Source organism: Formosa sp. Hel1_33_131 (genome assembly GCF_001735745.1).
GTDB lineage: Bacteria > Bacteroidota > Bacteroidia > Flavobacteriales > Flavobacteriaceae > Hel1-33-131.
The window spans coordinates 2304885-2330930 of the sequence record NZ_CP017260.1; the positions used below are offsets into that span (position 1 = coordinate 2304885).

23 protein-coding genes are annotated in these 26046 nt (G+C 36.4%); 10 read left to right on the forward strand and 13 right to left on the reverse strand.

Annotated elements, in window-relative coordinates:
• From FORMB_RS10650 to tsaD, 4 genes are read right to left on the reverse strand one after another with little or no spacing between them, the layout of a single operon-like run.
• Entirely contained in the window at nucleotides 1-528 is a 528-nt protein-coding gene (locus FORMB_RS10650; protein WP_335583322.1) for a TrmH family RNA methyltransferase, read from the reverse strand.
• Nucleotides 518-1162 (reverse strand): DUF4159 domain-containing protein, encoded by a 645-nt coding sequence (locus FORMB_RS10655; RefSeq protein ID WP_069677436.1) that lies wholly within the window; start codon nucleotides 1160-1162, stop codon nucleotides 518-520. The genes FORMB_RS10650 and FORMB_RS10655 overlap by 11 nt, the downstream gene beginning before the upstream one ends.
• Nucleotides 1155-1859, reverse strand: a complete 705-nt coding sequence (locus tag FORMB_RS10660) for a 16S rRNA (uracil(1498)-N(3))-methyltransferase (protein WP_069677437.1) — start codon at nucleotides 1857-1859, stop codon at nucleotides 1155-1157. The genes FORMB_RS10655 and FORMB_RS10660 overlap by 8 nt, the downstream gene beginning before the upstream one ends.
• A 5-nt stretch (nucleotides 1860-1864) precedes the next feature.
• Nucleotides 1865-2887, reverse strand: a complete 1023-nt coding sequence (gene tsaD, locus FORMB_RS10665; protein WP_069677438.1) for a tRNA (adenosine(37)-N6)-threonylcarbamoyltransferase complex transferase subunit TsaD — start codon at nucleotides 2885-2887, stop codon at nucleotides 1865-1867.
• 219 nt (nucleotides 2888-3106) lie between these two features.
• Here tsaD and FORMB_RS10670 point away from each other — a divergent pair, with 219 nt between their 5' ends.
• The 4 genes from FORMB_RS10670 (at nucleotide 3107) to FORMB_RS10685 (ending at nucleotide 10749) form a co-directional block, all read left to right on the forward strand.
• Entirely contained in the window at nucleotides 3107-7543 is a 4437-nt protein-coding gene (locus FORMB_RS10670) for a translocation/assembly module TamB domain-containing protein (RefSeq protein ID WP_231925540.1), read from the forward strand.
• Nucleotides 7544-7703: 160 nt separating this feature from the next.
• Nucleotides 7704-8690 carry a 6-phosphofructokinase gene (gene pfkA, locus FORMB_RS10675; protein ID WP_069677439.1) on the forward strand — a complete coding sequence of 329 codons (987 nt, stop codon included), beginning with the start codon at nucleotides 7704-7706 and terminating at the stop codon, nucleotides 8688-8690.
• 27 nt (nucleotides 8691-8717) lie between these two features.
• Complete coding sequence (gap, locus tag FORMB_RS10680) at nucleotides 8718-9719, forward strand: type I glyceraldehyde-3-phosphate dehydrogenase (protein WP_069677440.1); 1002 nt, start codon at nucleotides 8718-8720, stop codon at nucleotides 9717-9719.
• A gap of 157 nt (nucleotides 9720-9876) precedes the next feature.
• Nucleotides 9877-10749, forward strand: a complete 873-nt coding sequence (locus tag FORMB_RS10685; protein ID WP_069677441.1) for an N-acetylglucosamine kinase — start codon at nucleotides 9877-9879, stop codon at nucleotides 10747-10749.
• Between the two features lie 4 nt (nucleotides 10750-10753).
• Here FORMB_RS10685 and FORMB_RS10690 read toward each other — a convergent pair whose 3' ends face one another.
• Nucleotides 10754-11134, reverse strand: coding sequence for a RidA family protein (locus FORMB_RS10690; RefSeq protein WP_069677442.1), 381 nt, complete (start codon nucleotides 11132-11134; stop codon nucleotides 10754-10756).
• A gap of 10 nt (nucleotides 11135-11144) precedes the next feature.
• A complete protein-coding gene (locus FORMB_RS10695) occupies nucleotides 11145-13775 on the reverse strand; it encodes a putative LPS assembly protein LptD (protein WP_231925541.1) in 2631 nt (876 codons plus the stop codon).
• A gap of 181 nt (nucleotides 13776-13956) precedes the next feature.
• Here FORMB_RS10695 and FORMB_RS10700 point away from each other — a divergent pair, with 181 nt between their 5' ends.
• From FORMB_RS10700 to FORMB_RS10725, 6 genes are read left to right on the forward strand one after another with little or no spacing between them, the layout of a single operon-like run.
• On the forward strand, nucleotides 13957-15063 hold the full coding sequence (locus tag FORMB_RS10700) for an N-acetylmuramoyl-L-alanine amidase family protein (RefSeq protein WP_069677444.1): 1107 nt from the start codon (nucleotides 13957-13959) through the stop codon (nucleotides 15061-15063).
• A gap of 56 nt (nucleotides 15064-15119) precedes the next feature.
• Nucleotides 15120-16082 carry an MlaD family protein gene (locus tag FORMB_RS10705; protein WP_069677445.1) on the forward strand — a complete coding sequence of 321 codons (963 nt, stop codon included), beginning with the start codon at nucleotides 15120-15122 and terminating at the stop codon, nucleotides 16080-16082.
• Nucleotides 16083-16096: 14 nt separating this feature from the next.
• Entirely contained in the window at nucleotides 16097-17389 is a 1293-nt protein-coding gene (locus tag FORMB_RS10710) for a (Fe-S)-binding protein (protein ID WP_069677446.1), read from the forward strand.
• A 22-nt stretch (nucleotides 17390-17411) separates the two neighbouring features.
• Nucleotides 17412-17858 carry an LNS2 domain-containing protein gene (locus tag FORMB_RS10715; protein WP_069677447.1) on the forward strand — a complete coding sequence of 149 codons (447 nt, stop codon included), beginning with the start codon at nucleotides 17412-17414 and terminating at the stop codon, nucleotides 17856-17858.
• 10 nt (nucleotides 17859-17868) lie between these two features.
• Nucleotides 17869-18657, forward strand: coding sequence for a (Fe-S)-binding protein (locus FORMB_RS10720; protein WP_069677448.1), 789 nt, complete (start codon nucleotides 17869-17871; stop codon nucleotides 18655-18657).
• A gap of 21 nt (nucleotides 18658-18678) precedes the next feature.
• Nucleotides 18679-19161 (forward strand): ABC transporter ATPase, encoded by a 483-nt coding sequence (locus FORMB_RS10725; protein WP_069677449.1) that lies wholly within the window; start codon nucleotides 18679-18681, stop codon nucleotides 19159-19161.
• Between the two features lie 2 nt (nucleotides 19162-19163).
• On the opposite strand, the gene FORMB_RS10730 is transcribed toward FORMB_RS10725, so the two are convergent.
• The 7 genes from FORMB_RS10730 to FORMB_RS10760 all read right to left on the reverse strand — a co-directional run bounded on the left by FORMB_RS10730 (nucleotide 19164) and on the right by FORMB_RS10760 (nucleotide 25904).
• A complete protein-coding gene (locus FORMB_RS10730; RefSeq protein ID WP_069677450.1) occupies nucleotides 19164-19718 on the reverse strand; it encodes a methylated-DNA--[protein]-cysteine S-methyltransferase in 555 nt (184 codons plus the stop codon).
• Between the two features lie 7 nt (nucleotides 19719-19725).
• Nucleotides 19726-20418 carry an SIMPL domain-containing protein gene (locus tag FORMB_RS10735; RefSeq protein ID WP_069677451.1) on the reverse strand — a complete coding sequence of 231 codons (693 nt, stop codon included), beginning with the start codon at nucleotides 20416-20418 and terminating at the stop codon, nucleotides 19726-19728.
• Between the two features lie 300 nt (nucleotides 20419-20718).
• A complete protein-coding gene (locus FORMB_RS10740; RefSeq protein WP_069677452.1) occupies nucleotides 20719-21270 on the reverse strand; it encodes a DUF3575 domain-containing protein in 552 nt (183 codons plus the stop codon).
• A gap of 77 nt (nucleotides 21271-21347) precedes the next feature.
• Nucleotides 21348-22067 (reverse strand): TlpA family protein disulfide reductase, encoded by a 720-nt coding sequence (locus tag FORMB_RS10745; RefSeq protein ID WP_069677453.1) that lies wholly within the window; start codon nucleotides 22065-22067, stop codon nucleotides 21348-21350.
• Between the two features lie 386 nt (nucleotides 22068-22453).
• Nucleotides 22454-22936: a DUF6428 family protein gene (locus FORMB_RS10750; RefSeq protein ID WP_069677454.1), complete on the reverse strand. Its 483-nt coding sequence runs from the start codon at nucleotides 22934-22936 to the stop codon at nucleotides 22454-22456.
• Nucleotides 22937-23121: 185 nt separating this feature from the next.
• The gene (gene katG / locus FORMB_RS10755; protein ID WP_069677455.1) at nucleotides 23122-25317 is read right to left on the reverse strand and encodes a catalase/peroxidase HPI; all 2196 of its coding nucleotides are present in this window, start codon (nucleotides 25315-25317) and stop codon (nucleotides 23122-23124) included.
• Between the two features lie 110 nt (nucleotides 25318-25427).
• Nucleotides 25428-25904: an ASCH domain-containing protein gene (locus FORMB_RS10760; RefSeq protein ID WP_069677456.1), complete on the reverse strand. Its 477-nt coding sequence runs from the start codon at nucleotides 25902-25904 to the stop codon at nucleotides 25428-25430.
• Between the last annotated feature and the right edge of the window lie 142 nt (nucleotides 25905-26046).

Genomic DNA, 26046 nt, shown 5'->3' on the forward strand with positions numbered 1-26046 from the left:
CTAGCTGTTTTTTGATAATTTTTTAGTGAATTCATACAGTGCAATACTGGTGGCTTGCACCACATTCATGCTGCTATTTTGTCCATACATTTCAATATGAACCACAGAATCGCAACACTCTAAAATGGAAGCTGAAATCCCATGACTTTCATCGCCAATCACGAATGCGATTTTAGAATTTTTCTTAAGTTTCAGTTCCGAAATCGGAATGCTCTTGTCTGTAATCTCAAGTGCAATAAGTATATAATTTTGAGCCTTTAATTCTTGAATTTTATCCGAAAGCGTTTCGACTTGTTCAAAAGAAACCGATTGTTCCGTTGCTCTAGACGTTCTAGTAAATTTTCGACCCAGCTCCACAACAGGACCGCCAAGTATTAAGTGTTCAATACCAAACGCATCAGCCGTTCTAAACAAGCTGCCCAAATTGGCAGCATGCGATACATTGTCACTTATTAAAACAATTGGAAACTGTTGTTTTGTAAACTTAGAAGTGTAATGATTGAGTTGCATGGAGCGTCTAGTTTTCAAAGGCGTATTTAATAATATTCGCCCCCATTTTCAAGGCTTTTAAGCGCATCGCTTCGGGATCGTTGTGCACATTCGCATCTTCCCATCCATCACCTAAATCACTTTCAAAAGTGAATAATAAAACTAGTTTTCCTTCATGAAAATAACCCAATGCTTTTGGTGCCAATCCATCGTGCTCGTGAATTTTCGGCAACCCTCTTGGGAACGAAAACGCACTGTTGTATATCGGATGTGATAAAGAAATTTCACTCATCTTTTTATCTGGAAATACTGTTTTTAGAGCTTCTAAAATATAAGGCTTCATGCCGTAATTGTCATCAATATGTAAAAATCCACCAGACAATAAATAGGCTCTTAAATTTTCGGAATCAGATTCTGAAAATGCCACATTCCCATGACCTGTCATGTGTATAAACGGGTATTCAAAAATAGCAGCACTTCCCACTTCCACGGTTTGGGGTTTGGCGTCCATGGCCGTTTGAATGTTGGAATTACAAAACTGAATTAAATTTTTTAAAGCTGTCGGATTGCTATACCAATCGCCTCCGCCATCATATTTTAAAACCGCTAAATTTTGACTTCCACAGAAGTGAATTCCTAAAATCAAAAATATATATACATACCGTTTATTCATTGCAAAGTTGAATTGTGTGACTCGCCACGATTCCAGCCGTTTCGGTGCGAAGTCTTGACGCTCCTAAAGATACAGGAATATACTGATGTTTCAAAGCTTCCTCAATTTCTTTGGGACTAAAATCGCCTTCGGGACCAATTAATATCGTGATGGATTCTCCAGCTTTGATTTGATCTTTAAATTTTAATTTCTCTCCGTCTTCGCAGTGCGCTATAAATTTAGAACCTTCTTGAGCTGTTTTTATGAAATCAGAAAAACGAATGGCGGGAGCCAAAGTTGGCAAATAGGAGTGAAGCGATTGTTTCATCGCAGATTGTAAGATTTTCTCAAACCGTTCTGTTTTGATGACTTTTCGCTCACTGTTCTGACAAATAATTGGTGTGATTTGATCCACGCCAATTTCAGTGGCTTTTTCGATAAACCACTCGTAACGATCGTTCATTTTTGTGGGTGCAACGGCTAGGTTAATTGTATAAGATCTTGGCGCTTCAAAGGTTGATTTTAAGATGGTAACCACACATTTGTTATGGTTTGGGATGACCACTTCTGCTTCAAACATCCACCCTTTTCCGTTGGTGATTAGAAGCAAATCTCCCGTAGATTTCCGCAATACTTTTACAATATGACGACTTTCATCTTTTGAAAAGTTAAAAGTTTCTGTAGACGCCTCCAGCTCTGAATTGTAGAATAATTGCATTTGAGTTATAGTTTAAGTCGAGCCGTAGCCATAATGCTTTGATCCGCGTAATTTTTCTCTAAATATTTTAAATGCCCTACAATCGCAATCATTGCGGCATTGTCCGTTGTGAATTCAAAAGCAGGCACAAAGGTTTTCCAACCATAGCGACTTTCAGCTTCTTTCAAAGCGTCTCTGATTCCTGAATTTGCAGAAACACCGCCGCCGATCGCAATGCGGTTGATTCCCGTTTCTTTGACAGCTAATTTTAGTTTGTCCATCAAAATTCCTACAATGGTATATTGGATGGACGCACACACATCATCCAGATTCTCTTCAATAAATTGAGGATTTTCTTTCAGCTGTTTTTGTATGAAGTATAAGATCGCTGTTTTTAACCCTGAAAAACTAAAATTGAGCCCCGCTACTTTAGGTTTCGTAAACTTAAACGCTTTCGGGTTTCCTAATTTTGCACGTTTGTCAATTTCGGGGCCAGCAGGATAGCCGAGTCCTAAAATTTTACCACTCTTGTCAAAGGCTTCTCCAACGGCATCATCAATCGTTTCGCCAATAACCGTCATTTTAAAATGAGCATCGACACGCACAATTTGCGTATGTCCACCAGAAATGGTCATCGCTAGAAATGGAAATTCAGGTTTTTCAGTATCTTCATTTTCAATAAAGTGTGCCAAAATATGAGCTTGCATGTGGTTGACATCGATTAACGGAATGTCGAGTCCATAAGCCAATGATTTTGCAAATGAAGTCCCTACCAACAAAGACCCCATCAATCCAGGGCCTTGCGTAAATGCCACGGCACTGAGGTCTGCTAACGAAATCCCTGCTTGTTCAATGGCCTGATCGACCACAGGAACGATGTTTTGCTGATGCGCTCTTGAAGCCAATTCTGGAACCACCCCACCATATTTTTGATGGATTGCTTGGTTGGCAACAACATTACTCAGTACGTTTCCATTGCACAGAATGGCCGCTGCCGTGTCGTCACAAGAAGATTCAATTCCTAAAATGTATGTATTTTTTGAGCGCATTAAGACGATTTAGTGATAATATTCGTTTAATTTGTATTAAAATAAACGACTTACATTGTCCATTAACAGGACAACTGCAAAGAAATAAAAAAAATAGCACTAAAATAAATGCTTTGGGTAGTTTAAATTTTAGGATAATTAGTTAAATTGTAAATAAAATAACCAGTCTCGCTTATCAAGAACTATTTTAAAATACTGATAAAATTTGTAACAGCCCTCGTGCTGATATTCTTGCTATTGGTCTTGGTGTTGTCCATTCCAACGGTCCAAACACGTCTAGGAAGTTATGCCACCAATTCAATTAATGAGACCTACGGGACTGCTATTAAAATAGAAAAAGTAGGACTTCAGTTTAATGGCGATGTGGAACTTAAAAACATTCTCATTAAGGATCATTACGATGCCCCCTTGATTTCCATTACTGAATTAAACAGTTCTATTTTAAGTTTTGTTAAACTCGCAGATAGTAAACTCACATTTGCAGACATCGATTTGTACGATCTGTTTTTTCACATAAAAAACTACAAGGGGGAAGTTGATACGAATTTAGATGTTTTTGTTGCTAAGTTTGATGAAAATAATCCAATTAAAAAGATTGACAAGTCAATAACGCTAACGAATTCACAAAAAAGCAGTGATTTTTTGCCTCCCGATAAGTTTCTTTTATCATCAAGCGAGGTTCGAATACACAACAGCAAGTTTTTGCTAACAGATGAAAACCTAGAGAACCCTACGGTTTTAGATCTTCATACCCTTAATTTATCGGCTTCTGATTTTTTAATCTTAGGTGCTGACGTAAAAACTTCTATTACGAGTTTAAGTTTTGAAGATTCAAGAGGGGCTCAAATGCAAAATCTCGAAACTGATTTTTCATATTCGTTAACTCAAATGACGTTTGAGCAACTAGAAATTAAAAGTCCACGTTCCTCACTTTCAGGTCGCCTGCAATTTGATTACGACCGAACGGATTTTAAAGACTTTTTAGAGAAAGTTAAAATTTCTGGTTTTTTTAAAAACAGCACTATAGACCTCGAAGAATTGAATGTGTTTTATGATGAATTTGGATCCAATCAAAAAGCGGATTTAAACACTGTTTTTTCAGGAACATTGAATGATTTACTACTAGAAGAAATTGATTTAATAACGGTAGATAATACGTCTATTGTTGGAGAAATTCAATTTAAACATCTGTTTAAAGACACCTCGGAAAATTTTGAAATGGAAGGAGATTTTGAACAAATAGCGTCCACTTACTCCGATTTAAAAGCATTATTACCAAGAGTTTTAGGGAATAGTCTCCCTTCTAATTTTGCCACTCTGGGGCGTTTTGATATGCGAGGAACAGCAAAGGTTTCTAATAAAACAATTGAAACGCTTATGGATATTGAGACGGATATTGGCACTCTTTTTGTGGATTTGAATTTAGATCAAATCGAAGCGATAGACAATGCGTCTTATGTAGGCCAAATTCAATTGACCGATTTTGATTTAGGCAATGTAATGGGAGAACCGAAAATTGGATTGGTAACATCAAGCCTAAATGTTGAGGGGCGTGGTTTTAATAAAGAAACGCTCAATTCTAACATCACAGGTACGTTTGATTCGTTTTCATTTCAAGAGTATATCTACATAGATTTAGAGGTTTCAGGAGTAATTAAAAATAAAATCTTTAATGGTCAATTAGATATCGATGATCCGAACCTGAAATTCAATTTTGAAGGGCTTGTAGATTTTTCTAAAAAGGAAAATATTTATGATTTTTCTGCTGCAATTGAACACGCCAATCTGAATGCTTTAAACTTTGTGCAAAGAGACAGTCTTTCTGTTCTAAATGGACAAATGACAATGGACATGAAAGGCACAACTATTGACGATGTGTATGGCGCCATCAAGTTTAAAAATGCGCTCTATCAAAATCAACATGACAGTTATGCATTCAAAGATTTTGAGATCACTTCGGAGTTTGGAGATAAGAACGAAAGAACTATCAGAGTCAATTCTCCAGAAATCGTTCAAGGGAATCTAAAAGGAAAATTTATAATTAACGAATTGCCTAATTTGTTACGAAATGCACTCGGAGATATTTATACCAAATACAAACCTTACAAGGTTAAAGAAGGTCAGTATTTTAATTTCAATTTTAAAATTTATAATAAAATTGTTGAAATTTTTTCACCGGAATTAAAATTAGGGTCTAATACGTTTACAAGGGGTAGAGTAGAAAGCGACCCTAAAAATTTCAACTTAACTTTTAGATCCCCCAACATCCGATTGGAAGATTTTTTTGCAAGCAAAATTGAAGTACAACTCGTCAATGACAACCCTTTGTTTAATTCCTATATTGAGGTTGACAGTCTGGCGACTCCTTATTATAATGCATCAGAATTTAGTTTGATTAATGTAACCTTAAATGATACGCTCTATGTTAAATCGGAGTTTAAAGGCGGTAAAAATTCGTTAGATGCCTTTGATCTAAATCTGTACTACACCATTGATGAAAACAATAAATCGGTTGTTGGTCTCAAGAAGTCGAATGCTAATTTTAAAAAGACCCCGTGGCTCATAAATGGGGCGCAAAACAAGCAAAACAAAATTATATTTGACAGATCTTTTGAGGAGATTATTGTCGATAACATAAACATGTCTTACGACAATGAAGACATTCTTTTAAATGCTGCTATTCAGGGGAGTCAAAATAAGGATATCAATCTTGATTTCACGAATGTTGATTTAGCCAAAGTAACCCCTACAATCAAAAATTTAAAACTCGGGGGTAATCTGAATGGGCAATTAAACATAAGCCAACTAGAAAGCGTCTATCTACCAAAATCTAGTTTGACTATTGATAATTTGGAAGTTAATGAATTTAATTTAGGATCCTTCAAAGCGGACATTCAAGGCAATCAATCGTTGACCAATTATGATGTCAATGTATCTTTAAAAGAGGGCGATTTGGAATCGTTATCAGTCGTTGGTTCTTTGGATGTGTCTGGAGAAAATTCAGAGCTCAATCTAGACATCTACTTTAATAAATTTATTTTAAATCCCTTAAACCCTTTTGGAGATGGGGTGATTACTAAAATTCGTGGCGACGTTTCGGGAATTGCAAACGTTAGTGGTCGTCTAGAAAAACCTCAAATTGAAGGGGTCTTAAGACTCAATAATGGAGGACTAGCGATTCCATATCTGAATGTAGATTATGGCTTTCAAAATAATACAATTGTTAATTTAAAGGAGCAACGTTTTATTTTTGATAAAGCGTTAATGCTCGATGTCGACTATGAATCTCAAGCGTCTCTAAATGGAAGCATCAGTCATATTAATTTTTCAAATTGGGCTTTAGATCTTCATATAGATTCGGACCGTTTATTGGTGCTAAACACGGATTTACAAGACGAATCGATCTATTATGGAACTGCTTTTGTAGATGGAACGATTGATGTTTCAGGTCCTACAGACCAATTATTTATTGAAGCGAATGTGACTACATCTGAAGGAACGATCTTTAAAATCCCTTTAAGTGACAATGAAATTTTAGCAGAAAAATCCTACATTCATTTTTTGAGTCCTGAGGAAAAATCGAATCAAAACAGTGGTCAAGCCTTAGTAGTGGATGATATTTCGGGAGTTGAGATGGAGTTTAATATGGATATAAACGATAATGCCGAAATTGAAATTGTACTCGATAAAGAAACGGGAAGTTCCATTATGGGGCGTGGAAATGGAAGTATGTTGGCACAAATAAATACGAAAGGGAAGTTTCAAATGTTTGGAGATTTTATTGTGCTCTCAGGGATTTATAACTTCGCATTTGGGCAAATTATACAAAAACAATTCAAAGTGGTGAAAGATGGTACACTTGCTTGGAATGGGAACCCTCTGAGTGCCGAAATAAATATCAAAGCCCTTTACGATGGCATTAGCGTCAATCCTTCCACATTATTAGATAACCCAATTAATCAAAGCATTCCAACAGAGGTTGAAATTCATTTAACAGGAGAATTAGAGCAACCCGATTTAAACTTTGACATACGATTTCCAAATATCAATTCCACTTTAAATAGTGAGTTAGCCGATCGATTACGCGATAAAGATAAACGTGAATTCCAGGCTTTATCGCTATTGGCAACGGGGTCTTTTAGAAGCGAACTGACTTTGGATTCACAAGATGCTTTTGGGCTCGTTTCAGATGGTGTGACCAATATGTTGAACGATTTGTTTTCGGATGATGATAATAAAGTCAAATTAGGAATTGATGTCGATTTAGGGGAAACCACTCCTGAGTATGAAACCGACAGTCGGGTAGGGGTCACAATCTCTACAAAGTTGAGTGATAATATACTTATCAACGGAAAGGTTGGAGTGCCCGTTGGTGGTGTGAGTGAAACCACGGTGGCAGGTGATTTTGAGGTAGAAGTTTTACTGAATGAAGATCGTACACTGTCTCTTAAATTTTTCAATAGAGAAAACAGCATTCAAAATTTTGGAGAACAAATTGGATATACCCAAGGGGTTGGTATTTCTTATAATATTGAATTTGATACCCTAAGGGAATTGTTTGAGGAATTGTTTAAAAATAAAAATAAACAATCCAAACCCGAAAATATCATAGAAGAGCCTGATTCAGGACTTCCTAATTATATCGATTTCAAGTAAATCAGCCCATCAAAACCTACTAATAATTAATTTTTTGGCTTTAAAATCAAATAGTTATTAACGAAAACGTTTGAATTTAAAGAAGAAAAGAAAATTGACTCCTACTTACGTTTTTTTAACTTATAAGTTTATTAATTTTACAACATAAACCATTACAACTATGGAAAATCAGATAAAAAAAATTGGTGTATTAACTTCCGGAGGCGATGCCCCTGGGATGAATGCAGCCATACGATCTGTTGCACGTGCCTGTGCCTATCACAACATTGAATGTGTTGGGATTTACAGAGGCTATGAAGGAATGATAGAAGGTGACTTTAAATCTTTAAATGCACGAAGTGTAAACCATATCATTAACAAAGGAGGTACTTTTTTAAAGTCTGCGCGTTCTGAAGAATTCAGAACAAAAGAAGGCCGTAAAAAGGCGTATGACCAACTTCAAAAAGAACAAATTGATGCCTTGGTATTAATTGGTGGAGATGGAACGTTTACGGGTGGTATGATTTTTAATGAAGAATTCAACTTCCCTATTATAGGGATTCCGGGTACTATTGATAACGATATTGTTGGAACCAACTATACACTAGGATACGATACAGCACTTAATACTGCGGTAGAAGCAATTGATAAAATTCGAGACACTGCCAGTTCGCATAGACGCTTGTTTTTTGTGGAGGTTATGGGGCGCGATGTGGGTCATATTGCTTTAAATGCAGGAGTTGGTTCTGGAGCCGAAGAAATTTTGGTCCCTGAGGAAGATTTAGGACTGGATCGTCTTTTAGAATCTTTAGAAAAAAGTAGACATACAGGGAAATCGTCTAGTATAGTTGTGGTTGCTGAAGGAGATAAAACAGGTAAAAATGTTTTTGAACTAAGAGATTATGTTGAAGAAAATTTAGAAGGTTACGACGTTCGTGTGTCTGTTTTAGGGCACATGCAACGTGGAGGGTCACCATCCTGTTTCGATAGAGTATTGGCCTGTAGAATGGGCGTCAAAGCCGTGGAGTCTTTATTGGAAGGTAAATTCAATTACATGGTTGGGACTGTCAACAATAAATTAGAATTATATCCTATTGACAAAGCAGTCAAAGGACATTCAACAATAGATGCTGAGCTTTTAAGAGTTTCAGATATCATGAGTATTTAATAACGAATTAATTAAAATAGAAATAAAATGTCAAAAGTAAAAATTGGAATTAATGGATTTGGTAGAATAGGAAGAATTGCTTTTCGTATTGCTGCAGGTAGATCTGACGTACAAGTCGTTGGAATTAATGATTTGTTAGATGTAGAGCATTTAGCATATCTTCTTAAGTACGATTCTGTACACGGTCAGTTTCAGGGAACCATTGAAGTGAAGAATGGAAATTTGGTAGTCAACGGGAATGAAATTCGTGTCTCTGCTGAACGCAATCCAGAAGATTTAAAATGGGATGCTGTGCAAGCAGACGTTGTTTTAGACTGTACTGGGATTTTCACAAACTTAGAAGGTGCTCAAAAGCATATTACTGCTGGCGCTAAAAAAGTGGCTATTTCTGCACCATCTGCAGATGCACCAATGTTTGTAATGGGTGTCAACCACAAAGAAATTACAGCAGATCATACGATCGTTTCAAACGCATCATGTACAACCAACTGTTTAGCACCACTTGCTAAAGTGATCAATGATAACTTTGGAATTGTAGAAGGATTGATGACCACTGTTCACGCAGCAACGGCGACTCAATTTACAGTAGATGGCCCGTCTAGAAAAGATTATAGACTTGGACGTGCTTCATTAAACAATATTGTACCAGCTTCTACAGGAGCTGCAAAAGCAGTTGGAAAAGTGATTCCAGAATTAAACGGTAAATTAACAGGAATGGCTTTTAGAGTTCCAACGGTAGATGTATCGGTTGTTGATTTAACATGTCGTTTAGAAAAAGGTGCTTCTTTTGAAGACGTGAAAGCAGCGATCAAGCATGCTTCAGAAAACGAATTAAATGGAATCTTAGGATACACTGAAGAAGGTGTAGTATCTCAAGATTTTGTATCGGAAACAAAGACAAGTACATTTGATGCCAATGCAAGTATGGGATTGAATGACAACTTCGTTAAATTGATCTCTTGGTACGATAATGAATATGGTTACTCTGCTAAACTAGTAGATTTAGCACATTATATTAGCGTACTATAATTTACATAATTTCTAAAAAAGAGGATGTCCGAAGAGTAGGAAATCTGTCATTCTGAACCTGCCTGACGGTAGGCAGTTTTATTTCAGAATCTGAAACAAGTTCAGATTGACAAAACAAAGTCTTTTTAGACATCCTCTTTTTTTTAATATTTAGAATATGATTTTTATAATAGACAGTGGTTCTACAAAATGTGATTGGATTGCAATAGACTCAGAAACTGGCGCCCCTCTTTTTGAAAAGCAACGTACCAAAGGTTTAAATCCAGCCATTATTTCTGATACAGATGCATTTAATGTCATCAAGGCAAACGCTATAATTTATGAAAATAAATTAAAAGTTTCTCACATCTATTTTTATGGCGCTGGCTGTGGTACTGAAAAACCAAGCAAGATGCTTAAAGATGTATTAGAGTCTATTTTTTTAAATGCTGAAGTTGTGGTAGAAGAAGATACCTATGCCGCTATTTATGCAACTGTTGGTGTGGCACACCGTCCCGCAGTGGTTTGTATTTTAGGAACAGGTTCTAACTGCACCTATTACGATGGTGAAAAAGTTGATCAAAGAGTCACATCACTTGGATATTCAATAATGGACGATGCTTCGGGTAATTATTTTGGAAGAAAACTGTTAAGAGATTATTATTTTAATCACATGCCACACGATTTGAAGCTCGTCTTCAAAACACGTTACAATGTCAATGAAGATGTAATTAAAAATAACCTTTACAAAAAACCGAATCCTAATGCTTATTTAGCAACGTTTGCTGAATTTATGATTCTTAATAAAGAATCTGATTATATCCAAAAGGTTATCAAGCAAGGGCTTCGTGAATTTGTAGAAAACATGATTCTACAATACGCGGAAGAAATCAAAACAGTTCCTGTTCACTTTGCAGGTTCGATTGCTTATTTTACTAAAGACGAAATCAAAGCAGTGGCTCAAGAATACGGATTTACTGTCGGTAATTTTGAAAGACGTCCAATTGAAGGCTTGGTGAGTTACCATGCAGAAATTGCCAAAAGCTCTTAGGTAATTATTTTATAGCAATCACACTAATTTCTACATTCACAAACTTCGGTAAGTTTGCCACTTCCACAGTTTCTCTGGCAGGAGCAGTAGCCTCATTAAAATACTGTGCATAAACGGCATTTATCGCTCCGAAAGAATTCATATCAGATATAAATATAGACGCCTTAATGACATTTTCAAAAGTCATATTTGCGGCTTCCAAAACTGCTTTTAGGTTTTTCATAACCTGCGTGGTTTCTACCTCAATTGAATCCATTACCAATTCTCCCGTTTCTGGATGCAATGCAATTTGCCCTGAAGTATATAAAGTGTTCCCCACTAAAACAGCTTGACTGTAAGGGCCAATAGGCTGCGGTGCTTTGTCTGTAGTTATAATCGTTTTCATGTGTCTTTATTTACAATTGCTTATCAGGTTGTTTTCGCTTTTCGTATTTGATATCTTTCAATATGCTGGATCTAATTCCAATAAAGAAATTCCAAGAACTTCGATTGCTAAATGGAATCCAAGAAAAATTCATTCGCCAGCTTTCTAAATCCCGTTCAAAACGCAACTGTGTATATGTAAAACCTTTATCCTTAAGGTCATATCCAGAAGACGCTCCGATACTCCATCGTGGCGACAGTTCTATATCTCCTGAAAACATCAACGAATGCGATGAAATCTCACTCTGACGCCTCGTATTGCTGTAGTTAACAGCATAGGCAAGTCGTAAACTCCAAGGGAGTTTGTAATTGTAAAGATCCGTTGGTCCTACCTCTTCGGAGGTATCCCTGTTATTTATCTGTTGGGCTGCAAAATCTTGCGATTTACCAAACATATCATCCGCACGTCCGCCACTTCGAATAGATTCATCTCTAGCTGCCGCATCATTGTTGGAATCATCTCCTTCAAAAGAATCACTAGACAAACTATAGCTCATGGTCATGTTTGCACTGGATAAGCGGAATAAACTACCACCGTTGTTAATATTGAACGTGTTGATTTTAGTGTTGTTATTATCTAAGGCATACGGATCTAAAGTTGCTCCAAAATTCAAACTCAATTTATTATCCAATAGCTGTGTTCCCCCCGAGACCCTTACAGGGCTCCAGTTCAATGAGTCGCCTGCAACATTATAATTTGTAGAGAAATTTAAGGAATTCAATAAAAACACCTTTTTTGCATCTGTGGCAGTCGTATCCCTGTCACGAACCTTTGCTTCCAAATTATTATTAAGTGATAACCCAACCGAGCTGGAAAAAACTTTCCCAGGCGTTCCACCTAGGGAACCTTCAAAACGTGTGTAATCGACTTGATCAGTCGTCACACCATCGGCACTTATGACTTCATAAGTTTCGTAATATTGATCAAATGCGGGATTGATATTATAGCTAATTGAAGGCCGCATCACATGTCGTATGGCCTGTATTTTTTTATCTTTTCCAAAATCAAACATTCCATAAACGGTGGTTCCTATACTAGTGCTAAAATTATACGTTCTGAAAGCATCAAACCCTTTTAAGGGAGTTGTGACCACTTCCTCGGTTTCTGTATCATACGATTTATTGATTGTATTGAAGGTCCAGTTTTCTTTGTAATTAGTGCTGGCGCTCATACTAAAATGTTTAAAAACTTTAAAATTTGTACTCAAAGGAATAGAATGTTGAAACCCTGCTTTGGCTTCGTCAAACATTGCTCCTGTTAAAAATAAAGAATCTGTCGTTTGAATACTATTTTCTCCACGCACACTGTATTGTAAATTAATATTATGAATCGCCCCTTTTTTACTCCCAGTTTTTGGTGCAAAGGGGTAAATTCTGTCGATACTTCCTTGAAATGTTGGCAAGGTCATATTGATGACTTTCGTATTTGTGTTTTGAGAGTGGGTTGCGGACAAGCTTATATTTACTTGTGGTTCTCCTTGAAATGTTTTGGAATAGGAAACAGAGGACGACAAAGAGTTATTTAAAAAATTTGAAGAATTGAGCTGATTTACAGATTCTTGAAAATAGGTACTAGAACCTAAGTTTACAGAAGCCGAAAACCGTGAATTTGGACTTGACTTTGAATCTTGACTTTGATTCCATCGTAAATTATAGATGGTGCTTTTTGAGTAATCAGGAAATCCTCGTTCGCTATTTATAAGATTTTCATACCGAAAACTTAGAGAACCTCTAAATTTATAACGCACGGCATAATTACTTTCAAGGCGAATTCCGTAACTCCCATTCGTATAGTAATCTCCAAGTGCTGCAAGGTCAAAATAATCACTGATCGCAAAATAATACCCTCCATTTTGAAGGAAATAACCACGATCGCTTTGCTCTCCAAATGAAGGAAATAACACCCCCGAAGTTCGTGTTTGAGACAGTGGGAAAAAAGCAAACGGCAATCCAATAGGAGTGGGGACATCTGCAATAAATAGATTGGTAAGTCCTGTAACTACTTTTTTACCAGGCACAATTTTCGCTTTTCGCAATAAAAAATAATATTCTGGATTCTCTTCGTTTTCTGAAGTGGTGAATTTAGCACGCTTTACAAAATAGACAGAGTCATTTTCTTTTTTGGTCAAATTGGAAATAATACGTCCGCCTTGTTGTTCTGTTTTTGAATTCCAAATCAGTGCTTTTTTTGTTTTCATATTAAAAGCAATTGAATCGGGTTCCACAACATCACTCCCTTGTTTAAATACAGGATGTTGGCTATAATTCCCCATCGAATCTTTTAAACGTCCAGCATACACAATGTCTTTTCCGTAATCAATAACAATCACTCCCGCTTTGATATCCATGTCTTTATATTGGATTTCAGCTTCGTTGTAAAGGTATATTTGTTGTGTTTTTTGATTGACAGAAGTATAGTCTTTGGCTTTATAGGTGACAATCGCTTCCAATAATTTCTTTGGTTTTGAGAGACTGTCATTGACAATAGAATCTGTTTCGATACGTTTTACTTCCTGAGTAGGAATCGAATCGTTTTTCACTTCCAACTCCTTAGAAGCAGGAATTTCAGTGGATGGTTTTGGGTTGGGAATATCCTGAGCCATGCCTACACTGTTAGTAAACACTGTAAAACTTAAAGAAAAAACTAGTTGAAAGAATCTTGTTTTCAATGCTTTTAAGAGTATTTTTGTATTATATGACTCGATTTTTGAAAAACCAAAGTTACGGATATTTTTTTTTGATTTTTATATTTTAACCATTCGATTCACAGGCAAATTAATCAACATGCATAAGCAAATAAAATTCTTTTTAGTATTCCTTTTATTTTTTGGAATATTCAAAGGGTACTCACAAACAAATAACAAACCCTTTATCGTTGTTTTAGACGCAGGCCACGGAGGTAAAGATCCGGGGAGACCCACTAAATTCGGGTATAAAGAAAAGGATATTGCTTTAAAAATTGTGTTAAAAATAGGTGAAAATTTAGAAAAATATAAAAACGTAAAAGTCATCTACACTCGAAAAACGGATGTCTTTATAGAATTAAGGCAACGCGCAAAGATTGCCAATAAAGCCGATGCTGATTTATTTGTCTCCGTGCATTGCAACGCACACAACTCTCAGGCCTATGGTACCGAAACCTATGTTTTGGGACTTGGTAGAAGCGAATCTAACTTTAGAGTTGCCAAGGAAGAAAATGAAGTTATTTTCTACGAAGATGACTATGAAACAAACTATGAAGGTTTTGATCCAAATTCCCCTGAAACCCTCATCGGGTTGACGCTTATGCAAGAAGATTATTTGGACCAAAGTATTCTGTTGGCTCGTAACATTCAAGACAACTTTACCAATAGATTAAAACGTAAAAACAGAGGCGTTAAACAAGCGGTTTTTTGGGTGTTACACAACACTTATATGCCAAGTGTTTTAATTGAAACAGGCTTTATAACTAATAGAAGTGAAGGAGATTATTTAAACTCTGTTGTAGGAAATAACAATATCTCAAAAAGCATATCGGATGCTATCGTAGATTATAAATCTAATTTAAATACAGCAATATCGGTAGAGGAGATGGTTGAACCTCCGTTGACAACAGATGTACCTGATAAAATTCCCACATCTATAGATACATCCATAATATTTAAAGTTCAAATTGCGGCGGGCTCTAAAAAATTAGTCACCAAATCATATAATTTTAAAGGATTAAACCCTATTTCAAGAACCAAGTCTAAAAAAGTTTACCGTTACTTTTACGGCAATACTTCAAGTTATGAGGAAGTTCTTATGTTAAAAAATGAAGCAATTACCAAAGGATATAAAAGTGCTTATGTTGTAGCCTATAAAAACGGTAAAAAGATAGCAGTTAAATCCGCCTTAAAATCTACGGAATAATAGACCCTATTATTTCAATATTATTCATAAATTTGTAAGAAGAAAAAACTATCATATTGAAATTATCTAAGGAAATTAAAACGGCTATTTTAGTCATCTCAGGAATATTACTTTTTGTATTTATTTTTTACTATTTAAAAGGTGAGAACATACTTGATAACTCTAAAAAAATCACTGCAATTTATGACAATGTTGAAGGACTGGCGCCATCTGCTGCGGTTACCATTAATGGTCATAAAATAGGGAAAGTGCAATCGATAGATTTTACAAACGATCGCTCTGGAAAATTAAACGTTAATATGCTTATTGACAGTGACTTCGAATTTTCAAAAAACAGTACAGCTCAACTTTACGAAGCGGGTCTTATTGGTGGGAAAGCCATTGCAATCATTCCTGCATTTGATGGGGCACCATCCATAGAATCTGGAGACATTCTAAATTCTGATGTAAAACCAGGACTCACGGATTTGGTCAATCAACGGTTGACACCATTGCAAGAAAAAATGGAAACCATGATGGTCAGTGCAGATTTATTATTGGTGAATCTCAACACACTTTTTGACACACAAACCAAAAATAACATAAAATCAAGCATCGCTGAACTAAGCACAACAATTGCCTCTTTCAAATCCACTTCTGAATCCTTGAACGGTTTAGTAGTTGATAATACATCAGCGATTGGAGAAACGATCACAAATTTCAATAAAATATCGGAGGATTTAACAACCCTAAGTACTTCATTGGCAGCGGCTGATTTAGACACCATCATGGTAAATTTAAAGTCTACGATTTCTAGTTTCGATCAATTATTGACAAGTATCGAAAATGGAGAAGGATCAGTTGGAAAGCTCATGAAAGATGATGCAGTCTATAACAACCTTGAAGGGGCGACCAAACAATTGGAAGAACTTTTAGAAGATATGAAGTTAAATCCGAAGCGTTATGTGCATTTTTCTCTATTTGGGAAAAAAGCCAAACAATACGATTCTGAAGGGAATGAAATAAAGACTAAAAAATAACAAAAATTAACCAAATGAATTTTTTGCCAAATATCATTTTTGCAATTATACTTGTTTTAGGTATTGGTTTTTTTGCTCGAAACATAAGCAAACTAAAACGCAATATCTTCCTTGGAAAAGATGTAGATGTGAATGGCGATTCCAAAATTCGTTGGAAAAACATGGCACGAATCGCACTCGGACAAAGTAAAATGGTGCGCCGTCCAATTGCTGGAATTCTTCACATTGTTGTTTATGTTGGTTTTGTTGTTATAAACATTGAAGTTTTAGAAATCATTATTGATGGTTTGTTTGGAACCCATCGAATTTTATCAGGAATTGGAAGTTTGTATGGCGTATTGATCGGGACTTTTGAAATTCTAGCAACATTGGTATTTGTAGCCGTCGTGATCTTTTGGTTTCGAAGAAATGTCGTGAAAATAAAACGCTTCCTGAGCTCCGAAATGAAAGGCTGGCCGAAGCTGGATGGAAACTTAATTCTCTATTTCGAGATTGTTTTGATGGGATTGTTTATCCTCATGAATGCGACGGATGTAGAATTTCAATCCATGAATTCCGGGAACGTGATCAGTCAATTTTTCGCCCCGATGTTTGAAGGGTATAATGTTGATTTAATTGAGCGCGTGGCTTGGTGGATGCACATTATTGGAATTTTGGTGTTCTTAAATTATTTATATTATTCTAAACATTTACACATCTTATTAGCCTTTCCAAACACCTATTTTGGCAGCGTAAAACCCAAAGGTCAATTTAACAATTTAGAAGCCGTTACTAACGAGGTGAAGTTAATGATGGATCCAAACATCGATCCTTTTGCAGCGACTGACGATGATGGTTCTGTTCCCGATAAATTTGGGGCTAGTGATGTTCAAGATTTAAATAAGATACAACTTTTAAATGCCTATACCTGTACAGAATGCGGACGTTGCACAAGTGAATGTCCCGCCAATCAAACAGGGAAAAAATTATCTCCCCGAAAAATAATGATGGATACACGGGATCGTTTGGTAGAAGTAGGCATTAATATAGACGCGAATAAAGGGGAATTTGTACCAGACGGAAAACAGCTTTTAGGTGATTATATTACCAATGAAGAATTGTGGGCCTGTACCAGCTGTAATGCTTGTGTAGAAGCCTGCCCCATAAGTATCGACCCCCTTTCAATTATTCTTGAAATGCGTCGCTATTTGGTCATGGAACAAAGTGCTGCTCCGATGGAGTTAAACACCATGATGTCTAATATAGAAAACAATGGTGCCCCTTGGCCTTACAACCAAATGGACCGATTAAACTGGAAAAACGAATAAAAAATATCAATAAAATAAACACATGAAAAGAGAAGAGGCAGACAAATTATTACACGAAAAAGTAGAAGCTGGTGAATTGATAAGCCCAGTACTTCCAGGAGGTGTAAAAAATTATTTAATAGACATTGACGGAACCATCACTGAAGATGTTCCCAATGAAGAACCAGAACGTATGGCAACTTGCTTGCCTTTTTTGGATGCTTTAAAGACGTGTAATGGTTGGTATGAAGAAGGGCATATGATTTGCTTTTTCACATCTCGAACGGAATCGCACAGAGAAGTCACTCAAAACTGGTTGAAGCAACACGGCTTCAATTACCACAGCCTTTTAATGGGCAAACCAAGAGGAGGAAATTACCATTGGATTGATAACCACTTAGTGAAAGCAACACGCTATAATGGTAAATTCACTGATTTAGTAGAAAAAGAAGTAACGATCGAAGTTTTTGACGATGGTCAACATGATTAATATTTAGAAAATGAGCGATGTATTAAAAGTTCCTACAATGGCCGAATTTACGGCCCAAGGCAAACAACCTGAAGTTTTATTTTGGGTGGGTTGTGCAGGTAGTTTTGACGACCGTGCCAAAAAAATAACCAAAGCTTTTGTGAAATTATTACACAAGGCAGAGGTTGAATTTGCGGTATTAGGAACTGAAGAAAGCTGTACAGGCGACCCTGCCAAACGTGCTGGGAACGAATTTTTATTTCAAATGCAAGCAGTGACCAATATCGAAGTATTGAATGCTTACGAGATTAAAAAAATTGTAACTGCTTGTCCTCATTGTTTTAATACACTCAAAAATGAATACCCTTCTTTGGGAGGCGATTATCAAGTGATGCATCACACTCAATTTCTCAAAAGCTTGTTAGATGAAGGCCGTTTGACGATTGAAGGTGGCAAGTTTAAAGGCAAACGCATTACATTCCATGACCCCTGTTATTTAGGTCGTGGAAATGATGTGTATGAAGCCCCTCGTGACTTGATTAAAAAGTTAGATGCCGAACTTGTTGAAATGAAAAACTGTCGCAAAAAAGGACTGTGTTGTGGTGCTGGAGGTGCTCAGATGTTTAAAGATGCTGAACCAGGAGACAAAGAGGTTAACATCGAACGAACAGAACAGGCTATGGAAGTCAAACCCGATATCATCGCGGCTGGCTGTCCGTTTTGTAATACGATGATGACGGATGGTGTTAAGAACAAAGTGGAAGGTCAGATAGAAGTCATGGATGTGGCTGAACTGATTGCAAACGCTCAAGATTTATAAAATAAAATATTCCTAAAAACAATGCTTGTTAATTTTGATACCCTTCCTGAAACCGCTCGTATTTGGATCTACCAATGCAACCGCTCTTTCTCTGATGCTGAATTAGAAGAAATTTCTGAAAAATTAACCACTTTTTTAGAAGGTTGGACGGCGCATGGCGCCGACTTGCAATCGGGGTTTGAGATCAAATACAAACGTTTTATTGTGATTGCTTTAGATCAAGAAATGAATGCCGCAACCGGTTGTTCTATAGATGCCTCTGTGAAGTTTATTCAAGAACTTGAAACAGCGTATAAGGTTGATTTGATGGATAAGATGAATGTTTCCTACAAGCAAGGCGAGTACGTGGCTTATAAAACGCTGACCGATTTTAAAAAGATGGCGAAAGATAAAGCGGTTTCTAAAAACACAATTGTATTTAATAACCTAGTAAATTCTAAGGCAGAATACTTAGAGTTTTGGGAAGTCCCTGCTTCTGAAAGCTGGCACAGTCGGTTTGTTTAAAATTATTCAGTAGCCTCAAAGGGCAATTCATCTGGATTTTGATAATGCGCTAGTTCTAACTCCAATAAACTCTTTTTAACAGGGAGTCCACCCGCATAGCCCACTAATTTATTATTGGATCCAATCACTCTATGACAGGGAATTATAAGCGCGAGTGCATTGGCACCATTGGCAGTGGCCACAGCTCTTACGGATTTTTTATTTCCAATTTGTTTCGCTAATTCTAAATAGGATTTTGTGGTCCCATAAGGGATTGTTTGTAAAGCGTTCCAAACGCTGAACTGAAAGGGAGTTCCTACCATTTTAATTGGCAACGTAAATTCGTCTCGCGTTCCATTTAAGTAGGCTTTAACTTGTAACCTTGCAGCTCTCAAAAGAGGTGTTTCTTTCTCAAGATATACTGCGTTTAAGCCTGTTTGTATTCGCTTGTCAATACGCGTTCGCATTTTTCGGTATCGGAAATCTAATATACAGATCTGATTTTCAAAACATCCAATGATCAACTCTCCAATAGTTGTTTTGTAGTATTTTATAAAAATGATGTTTTTTGGAGCCATAGTTTAGTTAGTTAATAGAAAATCGTACCATCACTTCACTTTCAATTTTAATATCCGAAAACTCGATATCAATAGGGGCTTCTAATTTCATGTCAACAGCATACGCCATCCTCATTTGTCCATTTCTTGGGTTGTAAGAGTTAGTGTAATACTTATCTGAGATAAAAATTGCTTTTCCAAGCTGCTGTTCTAGGGGCGTGATCAATGCATTGGCTTGTGCCTTCGCTTTTAGTATTGCTTTTGAGCGTAAAATTAGTTTTAAGGCTTCGGTTTTTGAGTATTCTGTTTTGGTTAAGCGCACATTAGAAATGCCTTGTGCTTCTAAATGGATTAAGACCTGACTCGCTGTGAGTCCATCATAGACGACCAATTCATACGCTTTTGATTTGAGAACACTTTTCTTTTTTAAAAAGTATTTTTTATAGTTACTGGCGAGGTCTTCAATTTTTAATTGTTTTTTTAAATCGATGTTTAAGTTCTCTAAAACGTCAGCGAGCAGTTGCTCTTGAGATTCAACAGATGTTTTGTTGCGGTCTTCTTTTTCTTGAATTAAAATAGACAAATAAATACGATCAGGCTTTACCAATGAATCAACTTTAGCGGTTGTTTCTAAATAGGGTTGATCAATAAAATTTTTAGCTTGAGAGAATCCAACTAAAGTTGTAGCGACAAAGAATGCTACTGTAAGGTAATGTTTCATTTCTTTGTTTTTTATTTTATGACTTCATTTAGTTAAATAGTTATAATTAGTTATAATAATAGCATCCCTCAAACAAAGGACATACCCAAAACAACCCTAACTAAAGGGGTCTTGGTTTACAGTAATAAAGTAAACTACTCTTGGTTTTATTGGTTTGAAGAATCAGATTTGGGGTCTAAGTCTCGCGTAAATTTAAGAAAATAAATGGGACTGCCAAAAAATTTTAACACGAACGCGCTAGAATTTAACAAATTTGGGGGTGTTTTTCTTTTTACACAGGAGCCTCTCTGTTGTAATATATCACAATAGAATCCATCCCAAGTTAAAATTCAAGTACGGTTGAACTTTACCTCCTATCGGTTTGGAATAGCTATACACAATTCCAACTTCAAAACCAAAGTTTAGTTTTTTGATGTAGGTTCTTTGAAAACCATAAACCCCTCCAGTTTGAAATAAATCATTTACAACATTTATATTATTCTCAATAATAATTGCATTTGAACTGTTATAGGATGCTATTATTCCATAAAAATTAGCGGAATTATTAAATGTATTTTTTCCTTTTTCGAGTCTTCTTTCATAATTATAGTACTGTCGGAATGAAATTTCCGCTAAAGGGAAAAGGCCAATGTGACTTTTATTTGTTTTTATATTTGTTATGCTTCCAAGTTCAGTACCAATTTGTAAACTAAGAGTTGCATATTCTGAAATTCCGAATTCATAGTCTATATTAGGTGCAGGCAACAGATTTACTTTAAGCTGGTGTTTTTTGACTCCTTCTGAATTGTTTTGAGCGTTCAGCATAGATAAAGATAAAAGTAAAGCAAGTAGGAAGCTTAGATTTTTTTTCATTTTTAAATTGTGTTTCAGTCAAATACGTTAAAATATTTATGTATGCAAAATAGGGGAATTAGTAGTTTTAACAACCCCTATTTCCCCTCCAACGCATTCTGAATGGAATTAGAAATTTGATGTCCAATTTCAGGAAAGCCTCCACTTACGTGGTCATAAAAATTACCATTTTTGTCAATGACTATGTTTGTTGGGTATGATGAGGTGTTAAATAAAGTACAGATTTCTTTTGCATCTGAAACAACAGGATATTGTAGTGGGTATTTTTCTAAAAAAGTAACGACTTTTTCTTTTTCATCAAAGGTAATGGATGCAAAAACAACTTCGGTATTGTTTTTATATGTTTTATAGACTTCATTTAATTCTGGAATCTCTGCAATACAGGGTTTACAGCTCACAAACCAAAAATTCAAAACCACTACTTTTCCTTTGGTGGTTTCAGAAGAAATTTCATTTCCATTTAGGTCTGTCATTTTAAAATTAGGTGCGGGTTTTCCAATGATATCGGTACTATTGGGTAGCATCGATGTTAGTCCCATCTCCTTTCTTTCTTCTTCAGTTGCTTTTCGCATTTGCATGTACAACAATTTTCCGTCTTTGTCTTTTACAGGATCCATGGACCACTCAGCTGAGTCCAACAGCTCCATTAATTTGAGTACGTCAATTTTATTTCCTGCTTCATCTTTAATGAGTGTGTTCTCATCAATTGTAATAGGGTCATCTGTGGGTTCTTGTGAATATCCATTGTGATTCAAAAATAGTAACAAGGTAAGTGCGATAATAAGTGATCGTTTCATATGATTGTATTTATTGTTTTTTAGTGGTCACACTTCGACTGCGCTCAGTGCAAGTATGGTACATCCATTTTATCATTTTCTTGGGTATCAAGATTTAGATATGGATGGTTCATAGCTATTTTTTTAAAATGAATTAAAATCAACGGCAGCATTAAGTCCATCCTAATAGCTGCTAATTATAGAACCCTTAAATTAAATACTTATCAAACGAAGCTATATTTACAGTTACTTTTAAATATACAGTTTGTGAAGAATTAGATTTGGGGTCTAAGTCTGGCATAAATGTAAGAAAATAAATACATGCAGCCAAATGAATTTAAATGCTAACACATTCATCGTCATTGGTTATGATCAGAAACCTTGGTTTTTAATCTGCTTACTAAAATTTAACAACAATTACTACTTGGAGTACAGCAAGGCTCCTCATTCAAATCGGATAATCTTACGTTTTGTTTTCCTTCCGGAACCCCACATTGGTCTTGTGCCAAGCAATTGGTTTGTTTTGAGGTGAGTAAAAAGTTTTTGCCATCAAAATCCAGTCCAAATTTCCCAATGGTTTCCGACCCTTCGATCTGTGATTGGTATTCGACCTCAATTTCTAAATTGTCTATTTTTAAAATTTTTTCAGAAAGTTCTATGATGTTTAGGAGTTTTTCGGGGTGCAGCCTGTGATCGTAATCGTTTGCATTCCAAAGTTGAAAGTTGGCGACTTCCTCATTGCGTACAACGCCTCCACAATCAATAAAGTGTTTGGTGATTTTTCCCACTTCTGTGACATGAAAGTGATTAGGAACCAATGTACCATTCGCCAATTGAAATCCGATTTTATCTAATTTTTTTAAAACTAATTTAACTTCTGATAATTTCATAGAAATGTTTTTTTGGGTTACACGATTACTGTTATGAACTTTAAAAATACCTAAAACAGATTAAAAACCAAACAAAAAAAGGAACTAAAATCCTTTGATTCTGTTTTACCCGAATGGACCTTCCTAAAACGAAATATAATTTAACTTTTCAGGAAGGAGTTTTCAGGTTTATAATATTGATAAATTTAGTCACCTAAATCAAATCGATCTAAATTCATCACTTTATCCCATGCGTTTACAAAATCTTTTACAAATTTTTCTTTAGAATCACTAGATCCATACACTTCTGCAATCGCTCTTAATTCAGAATTTGATCCAAAAATTAAATCGGCACGTGTTGCGTTCCATTTTTCATCTCCCGTTGTTCGGTCGCTTCCTTTGAAGAATTCGCCTTTTTCGTCCGTAGCCGTCCATTTGGTTCTTAAGTCTAAAAGATTCACAAAGAAATCATTTGACAATGTTTCTGGGTTTTCTGTAAAGACACCATTTTTTGAGCCATTAAAGTTGGTGTTTAAAACACGCATTCCACCAACAAGAACCGTCATTTCTGAAGCTGTTAGAGTTAAAAGATTCGCCTTGTCCACTAAGAGTTCTTCCGTTATAAAATCACAGTTATCCTTTTTATAATTTCTAAACCCATCTGCTTTTGGTTCTAAGTAGCTGAAAGAGTCCACATCTGTTTGATCTAGCGATGCATCCGTTCTACCTGGAGTGAAGGGAACGGTTAAAACTTGTCCCGCTTTTTTCGCTGCGTTTTCTATACCCACACAGCCCCCAAGGATAATTAAATCTGCCAAGGATATTTTTTTGAGATCATTTACTCCGTTAAATTTATTTTGAATTATTTCCAAGGCTTCTATGACCGTTTTTAATTGTACGGGATTATTGACCTCCCAATTATTTTGAGGAGCGAATCGAATGCGAGCGCCATTGGCACCGCCACGTTTATCAGAATGACGGAAGGTAGAAGCAGATGCCCAAGCCGTTGAAACCAATTGCGAAACAGAGAGTCCCGATTCTGAAATCTGTGTTTTCAAATTTGAAATATCTACATCATTCACTAAATTATAATTTACTTCAGGAATTGGATCTTGCCAAATTAAATCTCCATCAGGAACTTCAGAGCCTAAATAACAGGCTTTGGGCCCCATATCTCGGTGTGTCAATTTGAACCAAGCTCTTTTAAATGCATCCTTAAATTCATCCGGATTTTCATAAAAACGTCTCGATATAGGTTCGTAAATAGGATCCATTCGCAACGCTAAATCTGCCGTGGTCATTATGGGTGCATGCGTTTTAGAAGCATCGTGTGCATCTGGAACTAGGGTCGCTGCTTTGGGGTCGGTAGGCACCCATTGCCAAGCCCCTGCGGGACTTTTCACTAAATTCCATTCATAGCTAAACAAGGTCTCAAAATAGCTGTGATCCCATTGCGTTGGTGTTGGAGTCCAAGCACCTTCAAGCCCACTTGTGATGGTGTCTACGCCTTTACCTGTTCCAAAACTATTTTTCCATCCCATTCCTTGTGCCTCAATATGAGCCGCTTCTGGTTCTCTGCCCACATTTTCAGGGTCTCCTGCGCCGTGGCATTTACCAAAGGTATGTCCACCAGCAACCAGTGCCACCGTTTCTTCATCATTCATTGCCATACGTGCAAAGGTTTCGCGAATATCGACTGCCGAAGCAATCGCATTCGGTTCTCCATTAGGCCCCTCGGGATTTACATATATCAATCCCATCTGAACGGCTGCCAAAGGATTTTCTAAATCGCGTTCGCCGGAATACCGTTTATCTCCCAACCATTCCGTTTCTTTGCCCCAATAGACATCTTCTTCGGGTTGCCAAATATCTTCACGTCCACCACCATAACCGAAGGTTTCAAGTCCCATCGATTCCAAAGCACAATTTCCTGCAAGAATCATTAAATCGCCCCAGGATATTTTTTGTCCATATTTTTGTTTGATTGGCCACAGCAACATTCGAGCCTTGTCGAGATTTCCATTATCTGGCCAGCTATTGACGGGTGCAAAACGTTGGTTTCCGGTAGAACCTCCACCACGACCATCCGTCATTCGGTAGGTACCGGCACTGTGCCACGCCATCCGAATGAATAAGGGACCGTAATGACCATAATCTGCCGGCCACCACTCTTGTGAATCCACCATCAATGCATAAATGTCTTTTTTGATCTCTTTTAGGTTTAAGCTCTCAAATGCTTTTGAGTAGTTAAAATCTTTATCCATAGGATTTACCATTGGAGAATGCAATCGAAGACTGTTGAGGTTTAAACGGTTTGGCCACCAATCGTTGTTAGCTGTGCCATTGGTTGATTTTGTTTGTCCGTTTAGATACGGGCATTTACTTTCATTTGAATCATTCATGATGTTTAGGTTTAGGATTGGGATAAATGTAAGATAAAATCAAAGAATTAAAACACGATGCATTATAGATATTGTCAATGCTTCAATAAGTGTTTTGTTTTTGGTTATAATTATTTTTTAATGCATACGGTTTGAAATTGTTCACAGATAAGGAGCATATCTTCTTTGGGATGTTCTCCTTTTTCACTCATTTCACGGGTGTAATAGTCCCAATGGACTTTGTTCCAATACGCTAAAGATTTGTCGCCTTCTCCTTCAATTTCAGCATATTCAGGGGTGATTTTATTAAAAGGCGTTTTTTCAATTTTCAGCACTTGAATGATGGCTTTCGCTATTCCTTCCCAATCGGTTACAATATAGAGGTCTCCAATTTTGGGCAGGGGATGCTTATTCGTTTCAAACCACCACATTGAAGTAGTCGTAGCTCGTTTTACACCCTCCACAACCCATTGTAAACATTCATTGGCATCTTTTTCATTATCACAGAAATGGTAAGATTCAGGAATGGGGGTGTTCTTAAATTTAGGGTTGCTAAGAATATAATAGTTCCATAGTTCGGATACTGAAGGGTGTAGTTTTTTGGTCATTTTTTAATAATTCATAATAATGTTACCAATTCAATAATAGGCTTTCTTAAACTAAGAAGTCTGTCATTCTGAATTTATTTCAGAATCTCAAAGTATTAAAATCATTAATTTTGAGAAGGTGAAACGAGCTTGTCTACCGACA